Origin of the sequence: Bacteroides faecis, assembly GCF_020091505.1 — a bacterium.
In the GTDB taxonomy this organism is placed as follows: Bacteria; Bacteroidota; Bacteroidia; order Bacteroidales; family Bacteroidaceae; genus Bacteroides; species Bacteroides faecis.
The window spans coordinates 4,894,212-4,918,579 of record NZ_CP081916.1 but is presented as its reverse complement, the minus strand read 5'-3'; the positions used below and the strand labels follow the sequence as shown (position 1 = coordinate 4,918,579).

At 44.0% G+C, this 24,368-nt stretch carries 17 protein-coding genes; 12 read left to right on the top strand and 5 right to left on the bottom strand.

The features are described 5' to 3' along the window. The first annotated feature begins 23 nt into the window (after nucleotides 1-23). The 12 genes from K6V30_RS19305 to K6V30_RS19250 all read left to right on the top strand — a co-directional run bounded on the left by K6V30_RS19305 (nucleotide 24) and on the right by K6V30_RS19250 (nucleotide 19,387). The gene (locus K6V30_RS19305; RefSeq protein WP_055269674.1) at nucleotides 24-1,208 is read left to right on the top strand and encodes a DUF4929 family protein; all 1,185 of its coding nucleotides are present in this window, start codon (nucleotides 24-26) and stop codon (nucleotides 1,206-1,208) included. Continuing rightward, the gene (locus K6V30_RS19300) at nucleotides 1,195-4,068 is read left to right on the top strand and encodes a M16 family metallopeptidase (protein ID WP_055269721.1); all 2,874 of its coding nucleotides are present in this window, start codon (nucleotides 1,195-1,197) and stop codon (nucleotides 4,066-4,068) included. The genes K6V30_RS19305 and K6V30_RS19300 overlap by 14 nt, the downstream gene beginning before the upstream one ends. Further along, nucleotides 4,049-4,948: a ChaN family lipoprotein gene (locus K6V30_RS19295; RefSeq protein ID WP_010538461.1), complete on the top strand. Its 900-nt coding sequence runs from the start codon at nucleotides 4,049-4,051 to the stop codon at nucleotides 4,946-4,948. Before K6V30_RS19300 ends, K6V30_RS19295 begins: the two co-directional genes overlap by 20 nt. 111 nt (nucleotides 4,949-5,059) lie before the next feature. Further along, nucleotides 5,060-6,658: an aspartate:alanine exchanger family transporter gene (locus K6V30_RS19290; RefSeq protein WP_055269676.1), complete on the top strand. Its 1,599-nt coding sequence runs from the start codon at nucleotides 5,060-5,062 to the stop codon at nucleotides 6,656-6,658. Nucleotides 6,659-6,756: 98 nt separating this feature from the next. Then, a complete protein-coding gene (locus K6V30_RS19285) occupies nucleotides 6,757-7,089 on the top strand; it encodes a hypothetical protein (RefSeq protein WP_050544933.1) in 333 nt (110 codons plus the stop codon). A gap of 89 nt (nucleotides 7,090-7,178) precedes the next feature. After that, entirely contained in the window at nucleotides 7,179-9,506 is a 2,328-nt protein-coding gene (locus K6V30_RS19280) for a TonB-dependent receptor (protein WP_055269678.1), read from the top strand. A gap of 124 nt (nucleotides 9,507-9,630) precedes the next feature. Further along, nucleotides 9,631-9,972 (top strand): hypothetical protein, encoded by a 342-nt coding sequence (locus K6V30_RS19275; protein ID WP_010538458.1) that lies wholly within the window; start codon nucleotides 9,631-9,633, stop codon nucleotides 9,970-9,972. Nucleotides 9,973-10,075: 103 nt separating this feature from the next. Continuing rightward, complete coding sequence (locus K6V30_RS19270; RefSeq protein ID WP_010538457.1) at nucleotides 10,076-12,415, top strand: TonB-dependent receptor; 2,340 nt, start codon at nucleotides 10,076-10,078, stop codon at nucleotides 12,413-12,415. Between the two features lie 280 nt (nucleotides 12,416-12,695). Next, nucleotides 12,696-14,996: a family 20 glycosylhydrolase gene (locus K6V30_RS19265; protein WP_055269680.1), complete on the top strand. Its 2,301-nt coding sequence runs from the start codon at nucleotides 12,696-12,698 to the stop codon at nucleotides 14,994-14,996. Nucleotides 14,997-15,158: 162 nt separating this feature from the next. Further along, nucleotides 15,159-15,767, top strand: coding sequence for a TetR/AcrR family transcriptional regulator (locus tag K6V30_RS19260; protein ID WP_010538455.1), 609 nt, complete (start codon nucleotides 15,159-15,161; stop codon nucleotides 15,765-15,767). Between the two features lie 72 nt (nucleotides 15,768-15,839). Continuing rightward, nucleotides 15,840-17,660 carry an ABC transporter ATP-binding protein gene (locus K6V30_RS19255; protein ID WP_055269682.1) on the top strand — a complete coding sequence of 607 codons (1,821 nt, stop codon included), beginning with the start codon at nucleotides 15,840-15,842 and terminating at the stop codon, nucleotides 17,658-17,660. Continuing rightward, nucleotides 17,657-19,387: an ABC transporter ATP-binding protein gene (locus K6V30_RS19250; RefSeq protein WP_055269684.1), complete on the top strand. Its 1,731-nt coding sequence runs from the start codon at nucleotides 17,657-17,659 to the stop codon at nucleotides 19,385-19,387. The genes K6V30_RS19255 and K6V30_RS19250 overlap by 4 nt, the downstream gene beginning before the upstream one ends. A 392-nt stretch (nucleotides 19,388-19,779) precedes the next feature. Here K6V30_RS19250 and K6V30_RS19245 read toward each other — a convergent pair whose 3' ends face one another. From K6V30_RS19245 to fldA, 5 genes are all read right to left on the bottom strand, one after another. Continuing rightward, nucleotides 19,780-20,871 (bottom strand): TIGR04133 family radical SAM/SPASM protein, encoded by a 1,092-nt coding sequence (locus tag K6V30_RS19245; protein ID WP_055269686.1) that lies wholly within the window; start codon nucleotides 20,869-20,871, stop codon nucleotides 19,780-19,782. After that, nucleotides 20,868-21,329, bottom strand: a complete 462-nt coding sequence (locus K6V30_RS19240) for a radical SAM-associated putative lipoprotein (RefSeq protein ID WP_055269688.1) — start codon at nucleotides 21,327-21,329, stop codon at nucleotides 20,868-20,870. Before K6V30_RS19240 ends, K6V30_RS19245 begins: the two co-directional genes overlap by 4 nt. A gap of 952 nt (nucleotides 21,330-22,281) precedes the next feature. Beyond that, complete coding sequence (locus tag K6V30_RS19235; RefSeq protein ID WP_010538449.1) at nucleotides 22,282-23,307, bottom strand: TQO small subunit DoxD; 1,026 nt, start codon at nucleotides 23,305-23,307, stop codon at nucleotides 22,282-22,284. A 151-nt stretch (nucleotides 23,308-23,458) separates the two neighbouring features. Further along, on the bottom strand, nucleotides 23,459-23,821 hold the full coding sequence (locus K6V30_RS19230) for a DUF2023 family protein (protein ID WP_010538448.1): 363 nt from the start codon (nucleotides 23,819-23,821) through the stop codon (nucleotides 23,459-23,461). A gap of 33 nt (nucleotides 23,822-23,854) precedes the next feature. Beyond that, the gene (gene fldA, locus K6V30_RS19225) at nucleotides 23,855-24,361 is read right to left on the bottom strand and encodes a flavodoxin FldA (protein ID WP_010538447.1); all 507 of its coding nucleotides are present in this window, start codon (nucleotides 24,359-24,361) and stop codon (nucleotides 23,855-23,857) included. Nucleotides 24,362-24,368 lie beyond the last annotated feature (7 nt).

Genomic DNA, 24,368 nt, shown 5'->3' with positions numbered 1-24,368 from the left:
ATTACAAATAAAAAGAAGAAAAAATGAAGAAGTTTTATGTTTATGCAATGGGGGCTTTAATATTGCCTTTCCTTGCTTCGTGTGGAGATGACAAAGAAGATAGCGGATATACAGGAGTGAATCTGATTTATTTGTCGGCTGAGAATCCGGTAGTAGAAGAAACGGAAGCTACGCCATTGACGGTGAATGTTGATTTGACTAAAGCTTGTGAGCAGAACATTACGCTCAATTTCGAGATTTTGAATGATGAGAAAGAGATATTAAGGTTGGAGAGCAATCCGGTCACTATTCCGGCAGGAAGTAAATCGGCTATTTTTCAGGTAGTGTCCAACCAAAAAGAGCTATTGACGGAAGATACTTACTTTGAAATTGGTATTTCTACATTTCCTTTAGACAATATGAAGTTGAATGCTTCGTTAAGAGTACGTGTGAAGCCTAATCCTCAGATACCTGAACTGACGGAAGCCCAGAAAATACTGATTGAAGGCTATAAGTCGAAATATGGCATTGATCTGACCGATTGGCTGGGAGCTGTAACTTATCATACAAAAGTGGAGAGTCCTGCCAGTGATTATCTTCCTCCTTTTGCAGAGCCTTTCACCAAAGATTTTGATGGAAAAACGATAATAACGCTGAGTGACCAGTCTACGGAAGAACTGCCGGTATTGAAGATGGTGGATGATCCGATGGGACTCACAGAATATCTGGCTTGGGTGTTGAGAAAGGAAACGATAGAAAACGATGAATTCTGGTATGGAGAATATGCAAGTCCTGCTTATGCTCAGATTATGGAATTGTTGAATTGGAATAAGGCGAACCCCGGGACTTTTACGATGTCTTTGGATGGAATAAAATTGAAAAATATTTCGGATGGAACGGCTACCGTTGATTTTCTGCCGGTGAGTGTACCTGATGTTCGTACGATTATTCCTTTTGAATATGTATTCAGCCCGTGGGAGCTCCAGAAAAAACTGATTAAAGAGGGAAATCAGATAGCTATTGATCTGGAAGAGGCTGACGGCACAGCTAATCCGGCTCATTATTTGCAAGCGTCTGATGTTGCAATAGATGAGTTGGAGGATGGAACCTTTATGCCTCCGGTTGGGAAAATTGATTTCAAAGCGAAGAAGCTGACTTTCCAATTTGTGTTTGATCATGCGTATGCCGGAGGGTATAATCGTGCCAATGTCGTTTATGAAAAGAAATAATATAAAAAAATGCTTATACATAGTGGCTATCTTCTTAGCTGCAATGTATGTCAATATACCGGTTTATTCCAATTCTCGGTCTATCCCTGTCTCTCTTCCCGCAGGGACACTGGAAGGACATCTGCCCAATGGCTTGCACTATCTGATATTGCAGAATCCTTCTCCTGTTTCCCGCGTTGAATTTCGTTTGGTGATGCGTGTTGGTTCTGTACAGGAAACCGAACAGCAGAAAGGATGTGCTCACTTCCTGGAACACGTGGCTTTCGGCGGAACCACTCATTTCCCCAAACGTTCGCTGGTAGAATACCTGGAATCTCAGGGCATGAAGTATGGGCAAGATATCAATGCTTTTACCGGTTTCGACCGTACCATCTATATGTTTGCTGTCCCTACCGACCATCAAAAGGAAGAAGCTGTCAATCGTTCCTTACTGATCATGCGTGACTGGCTGGACGGTATTTCCATGAACCCTGAAAAGGTAGAGAATGAAAAGGGAATCATATTGGAAGAACTGCGCGGTTATGACTTGGGAGACGACTTCTATTCACTGAAGATAGGACAGGGGATATTCGGACGGCGTATGCCGTTGGGAACAGCAGAAGATATTCGGAAAGTAACGCCACAGATACTGGAAGAGTATTATCAAAAATGGTATATCCCCTCTTTGGCTACATTAATTATTGTAGGCGATGTGGCTCCACAGGAGATAGAAGCCCGGATCAAAGAATACTTTTCTTCATTGCCCAAACGTTCGTCAGATGATTTCCGGACTTATCCGCTGGAATATGAGAAAGGTATTCATTTATCGGAAATCCGTGACTCGTTGCAGACGAAAACAAAAGTAGAACTGATGATTCCGCATCCTTGCGTGGTAGAGCGTACGTTGGGAGATGCAGTGCGGAAAAATATGGGAAGATTACTTGTACGTGCTATTTCCTCCCGTTTCAATGGTAGGAAGTTGAAGACGAATGTGTCAGATCAGTGGTATCTGAGCGATAAGAATCATCTGGTCCTGACGGTAGAGGGAAAAAACAGAGAAGAGCTATTGACTGCTCTCTCTGCTACCGTAGCCGAATTGAATCATCTGATTCGGAATGGATGGGAAGAAGAGGAGTTAAGGGATATAAAAGATGATTTTTGCCGTCAAATGGCATCCGGTACCAACAATATTTCCCGTTCTTCTTCCGCTTGGTGTGACGATTTCGTTGATTATGTCATATCCGGCGACCGGTATCTGACTGACTCAATTCAGCAGACACAGCTAAAGATTGCCATGGGTGAGCTACAAGGTAACGCTCTGCAAGCATTATTGAAAGAATGGTACTCGTTTTATAAGGAAGCTTTGTTGGTAGCTTGTAGTAGTCATTCCGGCTTAGGTGCTCCGTTGACCAAAGAGGAGATTGCTGGGGCATGGTCGCATGGTGAACAAACAACCTGCTCTCCTTATACCTATGTGAGTCCCGAGAAAGAGGAAGAAACTGAAATCGCTACTCCTCCCTGCCTTGCGGTATGTCCTCCTTTTGATGCTACTTCTATTACCCGCATTGCGGAATACCCGAAAATGAACGTCCGCGAGATAGAGCTGAAAAATGGAATCCGCTTAATTCTCAAACCTACCCAAGAAGCAGACACATCTCTGTTTCTGACTTCTTTCGCCCCTTTCGGAACCTCGTCTTTGTCTGACGAAGAATATCCTCTACTGGAGGGTATGGCGGGATATATGGACATGGGGGGCATTGCGAAGGTAGAAGGAAAGATTCTCTCGGACTATCTCTCCCAGAAAGAGATTTCGCTTACGATGGCAATGGAGAACCATTGGCATGGCTTCATGGGAATGGCTCCGGTTACCGGTGCGACGGAGTTTTTTAATCTGATTTATGAAAAGATATTCGACCCCGAACTAAGACGGAATGATTTCGAAGAAATACGTCAGGGATTACTCCGGGATTACGGAAAGGAAACCGTTTTAGAAAAAATGTTGAAGCGTGCACCGGACCGCCTCTTGTCCGCCCGTATGGATGAATTGATGGGAGCAGCTCTGCCCCGTTCTTCGCGTAAACTGTCTCTCGAACAGATGGAAGGTTTGAATCTTGATTCTATCGCGGCTTTCTACCAGAAACTCTATACACGTCCTGAAGGGACAACGTATGTCATTTGCGGCAATTTCAATCCGGACAGTGTCATGCGCCAGTTTGTATCGGTATTCGGACGTATTCCTGCTTCATCGTCTCCGTCAGAATACGCGTATCCTCCTTTTGAACTTCCTACGGCCAAGTACGTAGAAGGTTTTCCAAATGACAATGAAACGCAGACATTGTTTGACTATCTCTTCTTTGGGCATTTCGAACCTGGACTGAAAAGTACATTAACGCTGAAACTGATGCGTGATGTCATTCGCAGCCGCCTGATATCTGTTCTCCGTGAACGCGAATCGCTCGTTTACTCGCCTTACATCTCTTTAGTGTACGACGGTATCCCGTGGGGAATATTTTATTTTGATATCAATGCGTCCGCCGACAATCGTAATATGCCGGGCATAGATGTTTTATTGAAAGATATTCTGCAGAAGCTGCAACGTGAGGAAGTGGATCTGGAAGAACTGCAAACCATCAAACGTTCTTTCCGGATAGCAAAGCGTGAAGCACTGAATGAAGAAGCATCTGCCACATGGCGGTCTACACTGGTCGGACTGCTGAAAAACGGAGAATCACTTGCTGACTTCGAACGGTATGAGGAATGCCTTGACAGCATAACTCCCGCCGCTTTGCGCGAAGCATTTGAACGTTATCTGGATATCGAGAATTACGTTCTATTATATTTAAGTAAAAAACAACTGAATAATGACACAAAGAATAATTAATCGTGTATTATCTCTGGTATGTTTGTGTTGCTGTTTCCAGAACATCATGTATGCTCAGGAGGAAACCGGCAGACGTGCTTATACCTTATTTGATAATACCGGCAAAGAAATCACTTACGGCGAATTGATTCGGCATCTTTCCGGATATGACATTGTCTTTCTGGGAGAGATACATAATTGCCCCATAACTCATTGGCTGGAATTTGAGATCACTCGTTCGCTTTACCACCTTCATAAGAACAAACTGATGTTGGGGGCAGAAATGTTGGAAAGCGATAATCAATTGATTCTGGACGAATACATGCAGCGTAAAATTTCTTATGACCGTTTCGAAGCGGAAGCCCGTTTATGGGATAATTACAGTACAGACTATTATCCGGTTGTTTTCTTTGCCAAAGAGCATGGTATTCCGTTTATTGCTACCAATATCCCCCGTCGTTATGCCAATAGCGTGAAAAACGGAGGACTTGAAGTGCTTGATTCTTTATCTGCCGAAGCTAAGAAGTATATAGCTCCCCTTCCTGTTCCTTTTGAATATAACGAGAAAGAAAGTGAAGCGGCATTTAGCCTGATGAATATGATGGGAGGAAAGAAAACCGGGGACAATGAGAAACTGGCTCAGGCACAAGCCGTAAAGGATGCTACCATGGGCTGGTTCATTGCCCGCAACATGAAAGATAAATTCCTGCATATCAACGGAAGTTATCATTCGGACTTTAAAAGTGGAATTATCCCTTATCTGCTTCGTTACCGTCCCGGTACGAGTGTGGTGACAGTCACTTCCGTACGTCAGGAATCCATCAGTAAATTGGATGATGAAAATAAAGAACGTGCTGATTTCTACATTTGTGTACCGGAAGATATGGTGACCAGTTACTAAAGGCGGAGCTGAATCTATATCAGTGAAAAGAATAAAAGTCTCTATAAAACAACTTTATGGAGACTTTTTTTGTACCTTTGCGCCCTTAAAACTAACTAACCTTTTATTTTTATGTTTACTGACTTATTGCATTCCTCTTATTTCTCCCTTTTCCTGATTGTTGCATTGGGATTTATGTTGGGTAGAATTAAGATTAAGGGGCTATCGCTTGATGTGTCAGCGGTGATCTTTATTGCTCTTCTTTTCGGACACTTCGGCGTTATCATTCCTAAAGAATTAGGAAACTTCGGTCTGGTACTTTTTATCTTTACCATTGGTATTCAGGCTGGTCCGGGATTCTTCGATTCTTTCCGTAGTAAAGGAAAGACGCTGATTCTGATTACTATGCTTATTATTAGCTCGGCCTGCCTGACAGCAGTCGGACTGAAATATGCATTTGATATTGATACACCGAGCGTTGTCGGATTGATTGCAGGAGCTTTGACCAGTACTCCGGGACTGGCGGTAGCAATTGACAGTACAAACTCTCCGCTGGCATCTATTGCTTATGGTATCGCTTATCCATTTGGGGTCATTGGAGTGATCCTGTTCGTGAAGTTACTTCCCAAAATTATGCGTGTAAATCTGGACCAGGAAGCCCGTCGCCTTGAAGTAGAGCGTCGTGGACAATTCCCTGAATTAAACACATGTATTTATCGTATCACAAACGCTAGTGTCTTTGACCGTAGTCTGATGCAGATAAATGCACGTGCGATGACAGGAGCGGTCATTTCGCGCCTGAAGCACAAAGATGAAATATCTATTCCCACTGCGCATACGGTATTGCATGAAGGAGACTATATTCAGGCAGTAGGCAGTGAAGAATCGCTGAATCAGTTAGCAGTATTGATGGGTAAACGGGAGGAAGGTGAACTGCCTTTGGACAAGACACAGGAAATCGAGTCTTTGTTGCTGACTAAAAAAGACATGATTAATAAACAACTGGGAGACCTGAACTTACAAAAAAACTTCGGTTGTACAGTGACCCGCGTACGTCGAAGTGGTATTGATTTATCTCCGTCCCCCGATTTGGCATTGAAGTTTGGTGACAAGCTGATGGTGGTAGGAGAGAAAGAAGGTATAAAAGGAGTAGCTCGGTTGTTGGGAAACGATGCGAAGAAGCTTTCCGATACGGATTTCTTCCCTATTGCGATGGGTATTGTATTAGGAGTTTTATTCGGCAAACTGAATATCTCTTTCTCCGATAGCTTGTCATTCTCTCCGGGGCTGACAGGAGGAGTGCTGATGGTAGCTCTTTTTCTGAGTGCAATCGGTAAAACCGGACCTATTCTCTGGTCTATGTCCGGACCCGCCAATCAGTTGTTACGCCAGTTAGGTTTGCTTCTCTTCCTTGCCGAAGTAGGAACTTCCGCCGGAAAGAACCTCGTAGCTACTTTTCAGGAAAGTGGACTGCTGATGTTCGGAGTAGGAGCAGCTATTACAGTGGTGCCGATGCTGGTAGCCGTACTTGTAGGACGACTGGTATTCAAAATCAGCCTGCTTGACTTGCTGGGAACCATCACGGGAGGTATGACAAGTACTCCGGGATTGGCCGCTGCCGATTCGATGGTGGATAGCAATATTCCAAGTGTAGCCTATGCAACTGTTTATCCGATAGCTATGGTATTCCTTATTTTGTTTATCCAGGTGATAGCCTCAGCTGTGTATTAATGAAAATCAATATATATAGGTATTGATTGTTAAAAAATAGTTCGTATCTTTGCCGCCTCAAATAAAAAGATGAGGTGAAACGATTGTCATTGAATATCATGCGCTGTTTCTTACCGGTACTGTTTGTATCGTATCTGGTAAGTATCACATTCTTTGCTCACATACATGTGGTCAATGGCGTGACAATCGTCCATTCGCATCCCTTCAAAAAAGGGGCGGCACATAAACACTCAACAGTCGAACTGTTATTAGTTCATTTCTTGTCTCACCTGACAACGGACGGTGCGGCTGTTGTGTTTGCTCTTTCTCTTTTCATCCCATTTATCTTGTGGCGGTTGCATGGTATTACGCAACATACGCACTACCATTCTCCCTACCATGGGGTGGTGGCACTCAGGGCTCCGCCTGTTATTCGTTTTTCCGCTATTTAAACTGATGGTATTCTGTCTTGTGTCAAGACAGGAGTAATCATCTGTTTGTTTACATCATCACTTTACAAAAAACGAATAACAAACGAAAAATGAAGAAATACATTCTTTCGCTTGTCTGTTTGTGCTGTGCATTGTTGCCTGCCCTCGAAGGACAAGCTGCTCTCCATGAGCATCCTGAATATCCGGATTTACGTAAATCGGATGCTAATATTGTAGGCCATATCCTTGATAAAAACACGAAAGAACATCTGCCCTATATCACTGTGGCATTGAAAGGTACAACGATTGGTACCGTGACTGATGCTACCGGACACTACTTCTTAAAGAATCTTCCCGAAGGTAACTTCGTGCTTGAAGTTAGCTCAGTCGGCTATAAAACCGTAAGACGCAATGTGACACTGAAAAAAGGCCGTACACTGGAAGAGGATTTTGAAATAGAAGAGGACGCGGTTGCCTTGGATGGTGTAGTCGTTTCCGCCAACCGTAACGAGACTACCCGCCGCTTGGCACCTACTTTGGTGAATGTAGTCGATATGAAAATGTTCGAAACAACCAATTCTACTACCTTGGCACAGGGATTGAGTTTCCAGCCGGGAGTGCGTGTAGAATCCAACTGTCAGAATTGCGGCTTCCAGCAGGTACGTATTAACGGTCTGGATGGTCCTTATACACAAATTTTGCTTGATTCCCGTCCCATCTTCAGTGCGCTTTCAGGAGTGTATGGTATTGAACAGATTCCCGCCAGCATGATAGAACGTGTAGAAGTAATGCGTGGAGGCGGTTCGGCTTTGTTCGGTTCGTCTGCTATTGCCGGAACAATCAATATTATCACCAAAGAACCGATTCGCAATTCAGGAATGTTGTCTCATACGATCACAGGTATTGGAGACGGAGACGCTTTCGATAATAATACAGCTTTGAATGCTTCACTGGTTGCGGATGACCAGCGTGCAGGTTTATATATCTTTGGTCAGAACCGTCATCGTTCGGCCTACGACCATGATGGAGACGGATACTCTGAAATACCGAAAATACATGGTCAGACTGTTGGTTTTCGTTCCTTCCTGAAAACGACTACTTATTCGAAACTGACTTTCGAATATCACCATATGGAAGAATTCCGCAGGGGAGGGGACTTGCTGAACCGTCCACCTCACGAAGCGAATGTTGCCGAACAGACAGAACATTCTATCAATGGCGGTGGATTGAAATATGACTATTTTTCACCGAACGAGAAACATCGCTTCAATGTGTTTGCCTCTGCACAGCACATCAATCGTGACAGCTATTATGGAGGTAGACAGGACTTGAATGCCTATGGAAATACCACCGACCTGAACTGGATGGCAGGATCACAGTATGTCTATAGTTTCGGAAAATGTATTTTCATGCCTTCTGACCTGACAGCCGGAATAGAATTTAATCAGGATAAGCTGGAAGATAATATGTGGGGATACCATCGTACAGTAGACCAGAAGGTAAATATCGGTAGCGCATTCCTGCAAAATGAATGGAAGAACGATCGCTGGGGATTTTTGCTTGGTGGCCGTCTGGATAAACATAACCTGATTGATCATATTATATTCAGTCCGCGCGCTAACTTACGTTTCAATCCTACACAAAATATCAATCTGCGTTTGAGCTATTCTTCCGGTTTCCGTGCGCCGCAGGCTTTTGATGAAGATTTACATGTAGAGAATGTGGGTGGAAAAGTGGCAATGGTTGAGCTTGCAAAGGATCTGAAAGAGGAGAGATCACAGAGTTTGAGTGCTTCGGCAGATATTTACCATCGTTTCGGGGCATTCCAGATCAATTTTCTGGTAGAAGGATTTTATACTAAATTATCGGATGTTTTTGCTTTGACCGACGGTGAAGTAAAAGATGGTATACTGACACGTACACGCTATAATGCTCCGGGAGCCCGTGTCATGGGATTGACACTGGAAGGAAAGATGGCTTATCTGAATAAATTCCAGATTCAGGCAGGAGTTACTTTGCAGCAGAGTCATTACAGCGAGCCTCATGAATGGAATCCGGATGCTCCGGCAGTGAAGAAGATGATGCGTACTCCGAATACTTACGGCTATTTTACTGCAACCTATACTCCGGTAAAACCGTTGTCTATTGCTCTTTCGGGCACCTATACCGGTTCGATGCTGGTGCCTCACGAACCCGTTCCCGGATTCCTGGATAAGCCGATAACAGTAAATACGGAGGATTTCTTTGATATTGCATTGAAGGCGGCTTATGATTTCAAGCTATATAAATCAGTGAACCTGCAGGTGAACGCCGGAATACAAAATATCTTCAATGCTTATCAGAACGATTTTGATAAGGGAGCCGACCGTGATTCAGGCTATATTTACGGTCCTTCACTGCCGAGAAGTTTCTTTGCCGGCGTGAAGATTAGCTATTAATAATGGTTTAAGAACCTTTTTAGCTCTAAAATCGTTATATATAGGGATTGTCCGTCTGTGAAACAATCCCTATATTTGTCACGCAAAACTAAACATATTAGATTTCTTGCACAAAAACGAACGAATGAAACAATTATACCTGAATATAATGAAGTGTTTTCTGCCTGTACTATTTATATCGTACATGGCAGGGATTACTTTGTTTACCCACTCCCATGTGGTAAATGGTGTAACAATTGTCCATTCACACCCTTTTAAGAAAGGCAGTGAACACAGCCATACGACTGTTGAGTTCCAGTTACTTCATTTATTGAATCATGTATTGACAACAGATAGCGGAATCATTCCTTTATTTGTTGCTGCTGTTTTATCTATATTATGTATTCTTTTCACCCGTCCGCGAGGCATGCGATATGCGTGCTCTTGCCCGGGTGTCGTTTCTTTAAGGGCACCTCCCGCCGTTTAGTCTACACTTTAGGAGGCAGATATTTATCATTCAGAAACAAATACTTTATTTGCTTCCGCTACCTTATTATTTTCTGATTAAAAACATTAAAAGACTAACGACAATGAAAAAATATCTTTTAGTCCTGGTCAGCCTGTGTTGTGCCCTGTTGCCTGCATTGGCTGAGCACCCGGAGTACCCTGAACTGAGAAAATCTGATGCGAATATCATCGGTCATATATTAGATAAAAAAACAAACGAACATTTGCCGTATATTACAGTAGCACTGAAAGGGACTACTATCGGAACGGTAACGGATGCTACCGGACATTATTTTCTGAAAAACTTGCCGGAGGGGAATTTTGTACTGGAAATCAGTTCGGTAGGATATAAGACGATCAGCCGGAATGTAACCTTGAAGAAAGGGAAAACATTGGAAGAAAATTTCGAAATAGAAGAAGACGCGATTGCTTTGGACGGAGTCGTCGTTTCTGCCAATCGTAGTGAGACAACACGGCGTTTGGCTCCGACTTTGGTGAATGTGGTCGATTTGAAGCTGTTTGAGACTACTAACTCCTCCACCTTATCGCAGGGACTGAATTTTCAGCCCGGAGTGCGGGTAGAAACAAACTGTCAGAATTGTGGTTTCCAACAAGTCCGAATCAATGGTCTGGATGGCCCCTACACACAGATACTCATCGATTCCCGTCCTGTGTTCAGTGCCCTTTCAGGTGTGTACGGTTTAGAGCAGATTCCCGCCAGCATGATTGAACGTGTGGAAGTGATGCGTGGAGGAGGATCGGCATTGTTCGGTTCATCGGCTATTGCAGGTACGATTAATATCATCACGAAAGAGCCTTTGCGAAACTCCGGCCGGTTATCGCATACAATTACTTCCATAGGCGGCAGTTCATCCTTTGACAATAACACCTCGCTGAATGCTTCGTTGGTGACGGACGATCATCGTGCCGGATTATATATTTTCGGGCAGAATCGTCATCGGTCGGGATATGATTACGACGGAGACGGATTCACAGAACTTCCGAAACTGAAGAATCAGACGGTAGGTTTCCGCTCTTACCTGAAAACGAGCACCTATTCTAAACTGACGTTTGAATACCATCATATGCAGGAGTTCCGGCGTGGCGGCGATATGCTGAACCGTCCTCCGCATGAAGCCCATATTGCCGAACAGTTACAGCACTCCATAGATGGCGGAAGCCTGAAGTACGATTATTTCTCACCGGATGAGAAGAATCGTTTAAGTGTATTCGCTTCAGCGGCTAATACGGATCGTGACAGCTATTACGGACCTGGTAACGACCCGCTCAAAGCATATGGAAAAACGACGGACCTCACTGCGATGGGCGGCGCGCAGTATGTACACTCCTTTGATAAACTGTTGTTCATGCCTTCCGATCTGACGGCAGGGCTTGAATACAATCGCGACCGGTTGAAGGATAATATGTGGGGGTACGATCGCCACACGGATCAGACTGTCAATATTTACAGTGCCTTTCTACAGAACGAATGGAAGAACAAACACTGGGGGATTCTGATTGGTGGTCGTCTGGATAAACACAATATGGTGGATGATATCATTTTCAGCCCGCGTGCCAACTTGCGTTTCAATCCTACGGATAATATCAATCTGCGTTTGAGTTATTCCTCCGGTTTCCGTGCCCCACAAGCATTTGATGAAGATATGCATATCGAAAATGTAGGTGGAACGGTCGCTATGATTGAGCGTGCTAAAGATTTGAAGGAAGAAAAATCGCAGAGTTTTAGTATGTCTGCCGATATGTATCATCGTTTCGGTGCTTTTCAGACTAATCTGCTGGTGGAGGGATTCTATACAAGACTGACTGACGTCTTTGTACTGGGAGAACCCTATGACCGGGGAGATGGTATATTGGTGAAGCCCCGCAGCAATGGCCCGGGGGCTAAAGTAATGGGAATCACCTTGGAAGGAAAACTGGCTTATCTTTCCTTGTTGCAAATACAAGCCGGGTTAACATTGCAGCGTAGTCGCTATGATGAAGCGCATAAATGGCACGATGACGCCCCGGCAGAAAGAAAAATCTTCCGTACTCCCGATACATATGGCTATTTTACCGCTACTTATACTCCGATCAAACCTCTGTCAATAGCTTTATCCGGTACATATACCGGTAATATGCTTGTGCAGCGTATGGATATCACAGCAGAAAATGCAGCGATGGGAGATATGCCCGAACGGAAAGCAGAAGCGATACTTACACCGAAATTCTTCGATCTGGGAGTAAAAATAGCCTATGACTTTAAGCTATATAAAACGGTAGATTTACAGCTTAGCGGAGGTGTTCAGAATATCTTCGAATCTTATCAGAAGGACTTCGACAGGGGAGCTAACCGGGATTCCGGCTATATCTATGGCCCCGCACTTCCGAGAAGTTTTTTTGCGGGAGTAAAGATTAGTTATTAATAACAATGCCGGTCTGTTATTTTCCGATGCCAGAGTAGCGGACTATGCATCCGGGAATGTGATGAAACGATTGCTTCCCGGATGTTTTATAAATGAGGAAGTTCTTAAAAATAGGATATCTTAGCTGTTGGCAGGTTGTATCCACCCTTTTAGGGTGTGCATTTAGTAGGGAATCACTAAAAACTTCTCTTTCTCTTTTAGTAGTTTTGCTGTTTGAGTTGTATTATATATAGATAGTCAATAAAAGTCAAAGTAATCAATTTATTAAACAGTTAACCTTATGCTCAAACAACTAAGTACTTCTTTACTGATTGTATCAGCATGTATTTTATCCTCTTGTACGCCTACGGTGAAGCAAGAGATCGCAATTTTACCTACCCCCGTTAGTCTGACGGAACAGTCGGGTGCTTTCGTCTTAAAGGATGGAATGAAAATCGGTGTTTCCGATCAGTCTTTATTTCCGGCTGCCGGATATTTGCAGGATATTCTGCGGAATATAGTATCTACCTCAGTAGAAGTGACCGAGGCCGGTCAGGCGGATATTTATCTTCAACTGGAACAAACCGATGGAAAATCGGGTTCTTACAAGCTTCAGGCTACCCCCGAGTCTGTTCAGATAGAAGCCGGAGATTATTCGGGTATTGTTTCCGCTATTGCCAGCCTTCACCAACTCTTGCCTGCCGAAATAGAAGTGCAGGGTACGAAGCAGACTTTTTCTATTCCTGCTGTGCAGATAGAAGATTCACCACGTTTTGAATGGCGGGGATTTATGTTGGATGCCTCCCGCCATTTCTGGAATAAGGATGAGGTGAAGCATGTATTGGATTTGATGTCCCTGTATAAACTAAATAAGTTCCATTGGCACTTGACGGATGATCAGGGATGGCGGATCGAAATCGAGAAATACCCGTTGCTGACGGAAAAGGGAGCGTGGCGGAAGTTCAATAAACACGATCGTGGTTGTATGGAACGTGCAGTAGAAGAGGATAACACCGACTTCCTGATTCCGGAAAATAAGATACGGATTGTGGAAGGGGATACCCTGTACGGTGGTTACTATACACACGAAGATATCAAGGAAATTGTGGATTATGCTGCGCAGAGAGGAATTGATGTAATTCCGGAAATAGATATGCCGGGACATTTCTTGGCTGCCATCACCCAATATCCCGATCTCGCTTGTGACGGGCTGATTGGTTGGGGGGAAACCTTTTCTTCTCCTATCTGTCCGGGGAAAGATGCTACTCTCGAATTCTGTCAGGACGTCTTTAAAGAGATATTCGATCTCTTCCCTTATGAATATGTACACATGGGTGGTGACGAAGTAGAGAAAACCAATTGGAAGAAATGTCCCCGTTGCCAGAAACGAATCCATACGGAAGGACTCAAATCTGTGGAAGAATTGCAGGCATGGTTTGTGCGTGATATGGAGAAGTTCTTCCTGGCCAATGGTAAGAAACTGATAGGCTGGGATGAGGTCGTAGCCGACGGTCTGACCTCGGATGCTGCCATTACCTGGTGGAGAAGCTGGTCGAAAGAGGCGGTGCCTATGGCCACTTCACAAGGACAAAAAGTGATTGCCTGTCCGAATGAATATTTCTATTTTGATTATGCGCAGGATAAAAACTCCGTGAAGAAGATACTCGCATATGACCCGTATGCGGACGACCGCCTGTCTCCGGAACAGAAAGATTGTTTCTGGGGTGTACAGGCTAATCTCTGGGCAGAATGGATTCCGTCTATGAAGCGTGTCGAATACCTGATTCTTCCCCGTATGGTGGCATTGAGTGAAATAGCCTGGGTACAGCCGGAGGCAAAACCGAATCTGGAAGAGTTCTATCGCCAGCTTGTTCCGCACTTCAAGCGGATGGACGTAATGGGTTTGAATTATCGGGTACCCGATCTGGAAGGATTCTATCAAGTGAATGCTTTCCTTGATGAGACTTCGGTTGATTTAACCTGTCCGCTACCCGGCATTGAAGTTCGCTATACTACGGACGGCAGCATGCCGACGAAGCAATCTACTCTTTACGAAGGCAATCTGAAAGTGACGGAAACGACAGATTTTACTTTCCGTACCTTCCGTCCCGACGGTTCTCCTTCGGATGTAGCACGTACTCGGTATGTCAAAGCTCCTTATGCAGAAGCGGTAATGGCCCGGACTTCTCTGAATCCCGGATTGAAAGCTGTATGGCATAAATTCCGCGGCAATCTTTGTGAAGATATTGATACAGCTCCCGTGAATGGAGAATATATCGTAGAATCTGTTTCCATTCCCGAAGAAGTGAAAGGTGATATCGGCCTTGTGTTGACCGGCTATCTGGAAGTACCTGCTGACGGTATTTATACTTTCGCTCTTCTCTCGGATGATGGCAGTACACTGAAACTGGATGGCGAACTGCTGGGCGATAATGACGGAGCACACTCTCCGGTTGAGATCATTGTACAGAAGGCGTTGAAAGCCGGACTGCATCCGATGGAAGTACGTTACTTCGATTGTAACGGAGGAGTGTTGCAAATGGAACTGGTCAATGAAAAGGGCGAAAAGGAAGTTCTCCCGAAAGAATGGCTGAAGAATTAAGAATGATGAATGAAGAATGAAGAATTGGCTGCGCTATCACGCTGCAAAGTAATTCTTCATTCTTCATTTCTATAGGTAGTACATTGTAAGAATATCCCTATAAATGGGTATTTCTCAAACCAAAAGTTCTTCTCAACTTTGCAGAGTGAATAAAACGCCACTATGCAATATTTGAAAGAAGACATACAGGAAAAGATTCTCCATATAGCCGAAGAAGTATTCTCCGAAAAAGGATATAAGGATGCTTCCATGCGCGAAATTGCTTCCCGGTCGGGGATAACAGTCAGCAACATCTATCACTATTTCACCAATAAGGATGAGATATTCCGTACGATTCTGAAGCCGGTGCTGAATGAATTGTATGCCAAGATATACAGTCATGATGCTAACCAGATGACGATAGATGTTTTTATAAGTTCAGATTTTCAGCAGGCATCTGTGCAGGAGTATATTGATTTGGTTTCCGGGCACCGCATCCGATTGCGTATGTTGCTTTTTCAGGCACAGGGATCGTCTCTGGAAAACTTCCGCGCCGAATATACCGATGCGATGACACGTACTATTTTTGTCTTTTTCCAGGGAATGAAGCAGAAGTATCCACATTTGAATATAGGTATCACCGATTTCTTTATTCATCTCAATACGGTGTGGCTGTTTGCTTTGCTCGAAGAACTGGTGCTGCACCACGTGAAGAAAGAAGAAATGCAGAAATTTATAGCAGAATATATAGCCTTTGAAACGGCAGGTTGGAAGGAGCTCATGAACGCATGAGCTCCTTCTTTTTTTTGAACGATTCGAAAGATTGTTCTTTTTTAAAGACTTAGTGATATATAAATAAATGGTATGAAAGAAAAACAGAAAAGAAAGAGTGGTGTAGCCCGCTTGTTTGAGATAGCAGGCGAGAAGAAGGGCTTGCTGATATTGGCCGGAATACTTTCGGCGGTCAGTGCCTTATGTATGTTGGTTCCCTATTGGTCAGTATATGAAGTGCTGAAAGAACTTTTGTTGCATGGCAGCAAGATCAATGAATTGGATAGCAGTGTACTTATGCACTGGGGATGGGTAGCGTTTATCGGTCTGGTGGCAGGACTGCTTTTGCTGTATGGAGCATTGATGGCATCTCATGTAGCTGCATTCCGTATTCTTTATGGGTTGCGCATCCGTTTGTCCGAACATATCGGACGACTTTCGCTGGGATACCTGAATGGTACTTCTACCGGAGCAATCAAGAAAACGATGGAGCAGAATATAGAGAAGATCGAGAATTTTGTGGCACACACGATTCCCGATTTAGTCAATGTGCTGGCAACCGTTGTGCTGATGTTTATCATCTTTTTTTCGCTGAACGGGTGGATGGCAGCCATTTGTGTGGTCTGTATCGTTTGCAGCATCGGTTTGCAGTTTATGAATTTCTTTGGCAAGAAAGCTAAAGAGTTTATGAAGATCTATTATGACACGCAGGAGCGTATGAGTGCTTCGGCTGTTCAGTATGTGCGGGGTATGCCTGTGGTGAAGATCTTTGGTCAGAGTGTCCGTTCGTTCCGTCAGTTTAATAGCGAGATAGAAGCTTACAAGAGCTATGCCTTAAGGGTCTGCGATACCTATCAGTCCGGTATGACCGCCTTTACGGTATTGCTGAACTCGCTGATCACCTTTATTTTGCCCGTCGGCTTGTTGCTTTTGAGCAGAGAACCGCAGAATATTGTTCTGGCGGCAATTTACCTCTTCTTTATTATCATGGGGCCCGGTGTGGCATCTCCTATTTATAAGTTGATGTATCTCGGTTCAAGTACGAACGAAATCGATGAGGGAGTGAAACGTATCGACCGCATATTTGATGAACAGGCACTTCCTGAAGCAGAGGTTTCGCGTCTGCCTGTTTCCTATGATATCGAGTTTCGTCAGGTGTCGTTTGCCTATGAGAACAAAGCGGAAACGACTCGTACCGAAGCACTGAAAGACATCTCTTTTACTGCACCGCAGGGAGCGATTACTGCATTGGTGGGGACGTCCGGTTCCGGGAAGTCTACGGTAGCCAATCTGATACCCCGTTTCTGGGATGTCAGCGAAGGCGAGATTTGTATAGGCGGAATCAATATAAAAGAGATAGCGACCGAGGATTTGATGAACCTTGTTTCATTTGTTTTTCAGGATAGTTTTCTCTTCTTCGATACCCTTTATGAGAATATCCGGGTTGGCAATACGTCCGCTACACGCGAGCAGGTGATCGAAGCTGCCCGTGCGGCGCAATGTCATGATTTTATAGAAAGTCTGCCGGATGGCTATAATACCCGTATCGGTGATAAAGGAGTGTATTTGTCCGGTGGTGAATCGCAGCGGGTCTGTGTGGCAAGGGCCATTCTGAAAAATGCGCCGATACTGGTGCTTGATGAAGCGACTGCCTTTGCTGATCCGGAGAATGAATATAAGATGCAGCAAGCTATTCAGCGACTTATAAAAGATAAAACGGTCATCATTATTGCCCACCGGCTTTCGTCTATTATTTCAGCCGGGCAAATACTGGTGCTGAAAGAAGGCAGACTCATACAAAGCGGGCGCCATGAAGTATTAAGTAAAACGGATGGAGTATACAAAAGAATGTGGGATGCCTATACCAGCGCGTTCCGTTGGCAATTAACTGTTAAAAAGGAGGAAACAAAATGAATGTAATCAAGAATATTACGGTAGGACATACCGAACGTCTGCGTAAGCCTGTCGGTTACACGATGCTTGCCAATCTGGTGAATATTGTCCCGTTCTGTCTTTCTATCGAAGCTATCAATGTGATATTCCGCACGTTCGACGGTAGCGGTACACCGTTGGATACCAATCGTCTCTGGATGATTTTTGCTGTATTGGTGGTGTATATGCTGGTAATGGCTTTTGCCGAACGTGCCGCCTATCGTGCCAACTTTCGGGGGGCTTATGAAATGAGTGCCGAAGGGCGCATTCATCTGGCGGAGCATCTGCGTAAATTATCATTAGGCTTCCTGTCCCGCAGAGATCCGGGCGATCTTTCTTCGATGCTGATCACTGATTTTACTATGGCGGAAACGGGTATCTCGCATCACTTGCCTCAATTGATAGGAGCATTGGTGATGCCGGTCCTTGCCTTTTTGGGGTTGCTTTGGATTGACTGGCGCATGGCAGTGGCTATGTTTGTTGCTTTACCGCTTGCAGTTGCCGTGCTGCTGCTTAGCAATATTGCCCAGCGCAAATTGAGTGTACGGCAGATTGAAGCCAAGATTAATGCCGGAAACCGTCTGGAAGAATATCTGCAAGGGATACGGGTGATGAAAGCATACAATCTGCTGGGCGGTAAATTCGAACGCCTGAAAATGGCTTTCAGTGATCTTCGTCGCGCCTGTATCCGGCAGGAAGCACTTCTCGGTCCTTTTATCTTATTCTCGGTCACATTGATCCGTGCCGGACTGACATTCATGATACTCTGTGGTACTTATCTGTTGATAGGAGGGGAACTTTCACTGCTTACGTTTGTCATGTTTCTGGTAGTCGGTTCCCGTGTCTTCGATCCTCTGACGTCCGCTCTGACTAACTTTGCCGAGTTCCGCTACTTTTCCATTGCGGGAGGACGTATCCTTTCGTTGATGAACGAACCGGAGATGAAGGGGGACCGTGACGTGCCCGAAAGCGGAGACATTACCTTTGACCATGTATCCTTCGGCTATCAGGAAAAAGAGATATTGCATGATATCTCCGTGACTCTTAGAAAAGGAACACTCACTGCTCTGGTCGGTCCTTCCGGAAGTGGAAAGAGTACCATGCTGAAACTTTGCGCACGTTTCTATGATCCCTGTAAAGGTGCGGTTCGTTTTAACGGAATGGATATGAAGGAGCTGGAGCCGGAGTCGTTGATGAAGCATTGCTCTATGGTCTTTCAGGATGTGTATCTGTTTCAGGACACGCTGAAGAACAATATCCGTTTCGGCAGGACGGATGCTACGGATGAAGAGATCGTAGCGGCAGCGAAAAAGGCTTGTTGCCACGAATTCATCATGCACCTGCCCAAAGGGTATGATACGATGGTAGGAGAGGGCGGCTGCACGCTTTCGGGAGGAGAAAAACAACGGATTTCCATCGCCCGCGCTATCTTGAAAGAAGCTCCGGTAGTATTGCTGGATGAGGCTACTGCCTCTCTTGACCCGGAAAATGAGGTAGAAGTGCAACAGGCCATCAATACCTTGATTGCGGGACGAACGGTAATTGTCATCGCTCACCGGCTCAAAACAATTAAGAATGCCGATCAGATTATTGTACTGGAAGAAGGAAGAATTGCAGAGCAGGGTACTCATGATGAGTTGCTGAGTCAGCCGGGACTGTATGCCAAACTCTGGAATATACAGGAACAGACATCGGGATGGAAACTGTAAATACAGACCGCCGGATATAAAAACAGAAAGGTCCGGCTTTCACAAGCCGGGCCTTTTGTTTACTAGAATTTATGCTATTTACACTTATTCTGTAATATTGAATACATTATATGGTTTTTGTTTACTAACAACCAAATGTGAAAATGCGGGAGAATCACTTCTGCCGATTCCAATGTTTTCAATGTGGCTACGTAATTTTTAATTATGACTAATTAATTCAATTCTGATACTGCAAAGATAGAGGCTTTTACGATTTCATGCAATCACCTGAAATGGGTATTCTTGGGGGAGTTAGTAACTATATATGGTGGGTTTATATCGTGTGGTTATCTGCCAATATAACGATTATAACGGTAAACCGGACATTTATATTATAAACTGTTTTGTCTCTGTCATTTGGCAGAATCTTCCGTCAATCTGTTCAGATGGCATACCAACAGTTTTCCTTCATTATCTCTCAAATGCATACCGTTGCCCTGGCAATAGCGGAAGTATTTACACCGGGCACATTCGTCCTTTTTCATCCATGAACGGTCACGGTAAGGTTGGAATCTCGTTTGCCATACTTCCCAGAAGTCGTCTTGATAGATATTGCCCTGGTGATAGTTGGAGCGGATACTGCTACAAGCGCTGATGGAACCGTCAATCAAGACGGAACCTACTGAAACTCCGGCGCTACAAAAGAAAGGTGTGTTCCGTACTTCACCTTCGTAATTTCCCAGGAAACCTTCGCAGGCATAACTGGCTCGGATTATTCCTTCTTTTCGGGTGTCGCGGATGAAGTCGAGTACTTGTTTTAATTCTTCTCCGTTCATGCGAAATTCCGGTTCTTCGGCGGCTCGTCCTACCGGAAAGATGGTAGATACTCTCCATCGTTTGACTCCGAGACTGATAAGCAGCTTTTTCATGGCCGACAATTGTGGCAGGCTACGGCGGGTGACACAGGTAATGACATCGAATGTCAGTTCAGGAATGGCTGTAATTTCGCGTATGGCATTCACTGCACGGTCGAAACTTTCGGGATGGCGGCGCATCCAGTTGTGTACATCTTCCAGTCCGTCAAGGCTGATGGATATGCTGCTCATACCGTTGCGGATTAAGTTGTGTAGCCGTTGGCGTGTGAGGTAAAGTCCGTTGCATACCATTCCCCACGGATAACCTCGTCGGGCTATTTCTTTGGCACAAGTTTCAAGATCTTCACGTACGGTCGGTTCACCGCCTGAGATGATTACAAATACGTTATGCGGATCGGTGTGTGTGGCTATGCTGTCCAGTACTTTCAGGAAATCTTCCAAAGGCATATCCGGAGTAGAAGGAGAAGATTTGCAGTCGCTACCACAATGGCGACAACGTACGTTGCAGCGTAATGTACATTCCCAAAATAGTTGTCTGAGGGGATGTTCTTCTATTCTTTCGCGTTTCATCCGGCGGAATATCTCTAAAGCCAGCCATCGACGCGGAGATAAGGGAATGATACGTTTCATTCTTTAGTTTCCTCTTCTTCTTTTTTTTCTTCTTTTATTAAGGTGACTTTTCTGTCTTGTCCGAGCTCCTGCATTTTTATTGTTTTTTGCTGGTATGCACCATTCTTCTCACCGTCTACATCGGTATACTCAAGGTATATTTCACTGTTTTTGGGAGGGTACTCTTTGAATTTTAGTGTACTGGTTGCTATGCCGCTTACCGTGTAGTTGTCTATCTCGTGTGATTCTGTGTAGGCAGTATCTGTAATTAATGAATCATTTTGATTTTTGTAGCTGGCTACTACGCGGATTCCATTGATGGTGTCCTCATCTTCATTTTGTACCTGAGTGGTTAGTTTGACATCGGGAGTCCAGTCGGGACCGGGACCGTAATAACAAGGCTCATCCCAAACGTTGTTATTGCTGCATCCGGAGAATCCGAGAGCTGCCAGAAGGCTTAGTAGATATTTGTTTTTCATATCTTTAAGTGTTTAGTTCTTGATGGGACAAAGATAAGTATTCTTTTGGCTCATTATATTGATTTTGTCTGTTTTTATTTTGTGAATAAGATAAATTGATATAAAAAAGAAACTGAAGGGCAACGATCTGCTTAATAGGAGAGATGAAAAAGTCGATTGGTTTGCATATTCTGCTATATGGTTGCATTTTGATTTCAATAGCGGTGTTTTTCTTTCTCCTGATTATCATAAAAAGCTTCAAATAGGGGGCTGCACCTTTCAAGAACCAAGCTTTCTATTTTATGCCCGGCTCTCAGAGTACTTCAGGTAGGGGGGGAGTTGGGGTGAAGAGCGAGGTCAGACGAAATATAGAGTAAGTATAAGGAACAAATAGAGTAACTATGCTTGGCGGATAGCGTCACTATGCTTGGTAAATAGCGTAACTATGCTTGTAAGATAGCGTCAGTATCTTGAAAATGAGTAAAAATGTACTGTTTCAAAACATTCTTTCTTCTATTTCATTCGTTATGTCGGTTGAATCAGATAGTGCAGAAGGGAAGATATTTGGTAAATTAGTTCGCATTGAGAGCGGAAAGCGAAAGAAAAAGTGTGCAGAGTGACGAGTCTTATGTCATAAAGGAGTGATACTGATAAATCTCTAACGCTCTGGAGTCGAATAAAAATATCGGGTATGATGATAGACCGGAAATATGGAAGCTATGGGGAAGCTAAAATACAAAGTGTCAAAAGTGACACTTTGTATTTTAGCTTTTAGAGTGAGTCTTAGCATGGCTATGCATCTCACCTGGTGGAAAATTCACACTGAAATAGATAATCGATGTCGTAGGAATGTTATAGTGGAGAAAATGTGGAGGAACATTGGCTTGCGAAACAGAGGGAATTCTATTCTTGTGGCAATCTATAGTTTACTGATATCCACCTTCTGTTTGTTTTCAGATGCTGCTGATTTTACTTAATCGACAGTAATATCTTGCTTCCAGGTTATCCCGCTTATGTCTGTCAAAGTAAGTTCATACCTGCCTTTGGGTAAATTCTGTAGACTGCTGTCTTTTATTGTAAGGGTTGCTTTACTCCCTAACGGAATGATCAGGCTGTGCTTGCCCGGAGTTACCTTGGCTATATAGTCATTTTTAATTCCGGTAAGAGGGAATCGGGAAAGTTCTTCTCCATCTTTTTGAAGTATGGTCTTTCCTCTGGAATCTTTTAAAGTAATACCTATAAGGAATGATCCGTATACATCCGCACCTTCTATACGGTATACTTTAAAGTTGAGGGCATCATTGTGGATATCTGCATTGGATATCTCCAGTTTTGGTTTGACTGATTTATTATGTAGCGGTCCCCACACACCATTGTGAAATTCTTGATTGGTATATAGGGTAAGAATGAAAAGTAGTATCGCTCCGGTTATCGCCACTTTACTGAATTGCTTAATAGGTAGCGGGAGTTCACCGGAGGTGAGCCATACAAGCCATTTCTTTTTGGACAGTTTGGATTGGAACAAATGATCTAATGAATACTTTCCGCCTCCGGACAGGAAAATGGTAAACCCTGCGGCTACTCCCAAAATGCCGATTTGCCATTCGTCAAGACAGGTAGTACCTAGCCAGCCGGAGCCTAGGAGAATACCGAATGCCAGGCTGAATACACCGATGCTCATTAACCTGGTGAAGAAACCAAGCATATAAAGGAGCCCGACAACGCCTTCTACTAAAGTGAAAATAAGCATTGCCCACCAAAGTAAATCGGGGGTGCTGACCAGGTATTCAATAATGGGTTTGATACCAATAGAGTTGGGAAGGAAATGATTGAATTTTTCTCCGATGTATCCGCTGCTGTCCGGAATGAGCTTGTTTTCGAGGACAAGTCTGCGCCAGAAAGCTGAGAAGTAAGTCCAGCCGACTATCAATCGTAGTGAAAGAGTGAAAATACCTGCAAGTACGTAGGCTTTGGTTTGTTCTTGTTGCTGTGTCACCATACTGCTTGTTGTTAGTTTGTTGTTGAGAGAATCGTTTCTTATTAAACAAGTTTCCAATGGAAAATGTTCTAAAGGAAACCTGTTTTTATGAAACGATTCTACTCGAGACAAACTACATACAAAACAAAGCTAACAATGCAAAAGTTATTTTTTAAACGGCTATCTTTATGCCTTCTTTTTTATTACAATACCGCTTGCATTGTTGGCAAAGGTCATATCCCAGCATGGCTCCCAGAATGAAATCTTCCTCAGCTGTCAGTTGGTTTAAGGGACGAATGATGATGTGCCGCATGGCTTCCATGCATTCGGGCTTGCCAAAAAACAGGTTAATCTTGTTAGTACCTACTTCTTGTATCATATAACTGATCTTCTGATTCTTCAGCCGGCGGATAGCAAATTCTTCGTGCTCTCTGCTCATCGTATAGAGTACCATATTGCGTACGCCTTTCTTGAACTCATAAATGTGGTTGAGGAAAATCCGGATTTCTCCGGGAATGATTCTTTCGGTAGCCATAATGCAAACTGTTATTTAATATGGAGATAAAGATTAGCTGATTTCTTGCTTTATTTGTTCAGCCCATGTGCTGATACGTTCATCGGTCTGACCGTCTTCATTGACTTCGTCGAGTGGGAGACCCACGAATTTACCGTTCACGACAGCGGTAGAAGAATCGAATGTATAACCGGCAGTGTCTACTGCTCCACAAAACTTGCAATGAGTGCCTTTCAACTCTTCATAAAGAATTCCGATGGCATCACAGAAAGTATCACTGTAAGAATCGGAATCACCGCAACCAAACAAGGCTACATGTTTGTGAGACAGGTCGCATTTCTTTAAAACTTTAACTCCGTCATACCAGTCGTCCTGTAATTCTCCGGCTCCCCATGTGGAGCTACCTAATACCAATACATCATATTCATTAACCAAAGCTTCAGTGAGTTTGGATACATCATAAATATGTGTGGAAGGAACTTCTAGTTTTTCTGCAATCCGACGGGCGAGGTCTTCTGTTGTTCCGGTTGTGGAACCATAAAATACTCCAATTTTATTCATCTTTGAT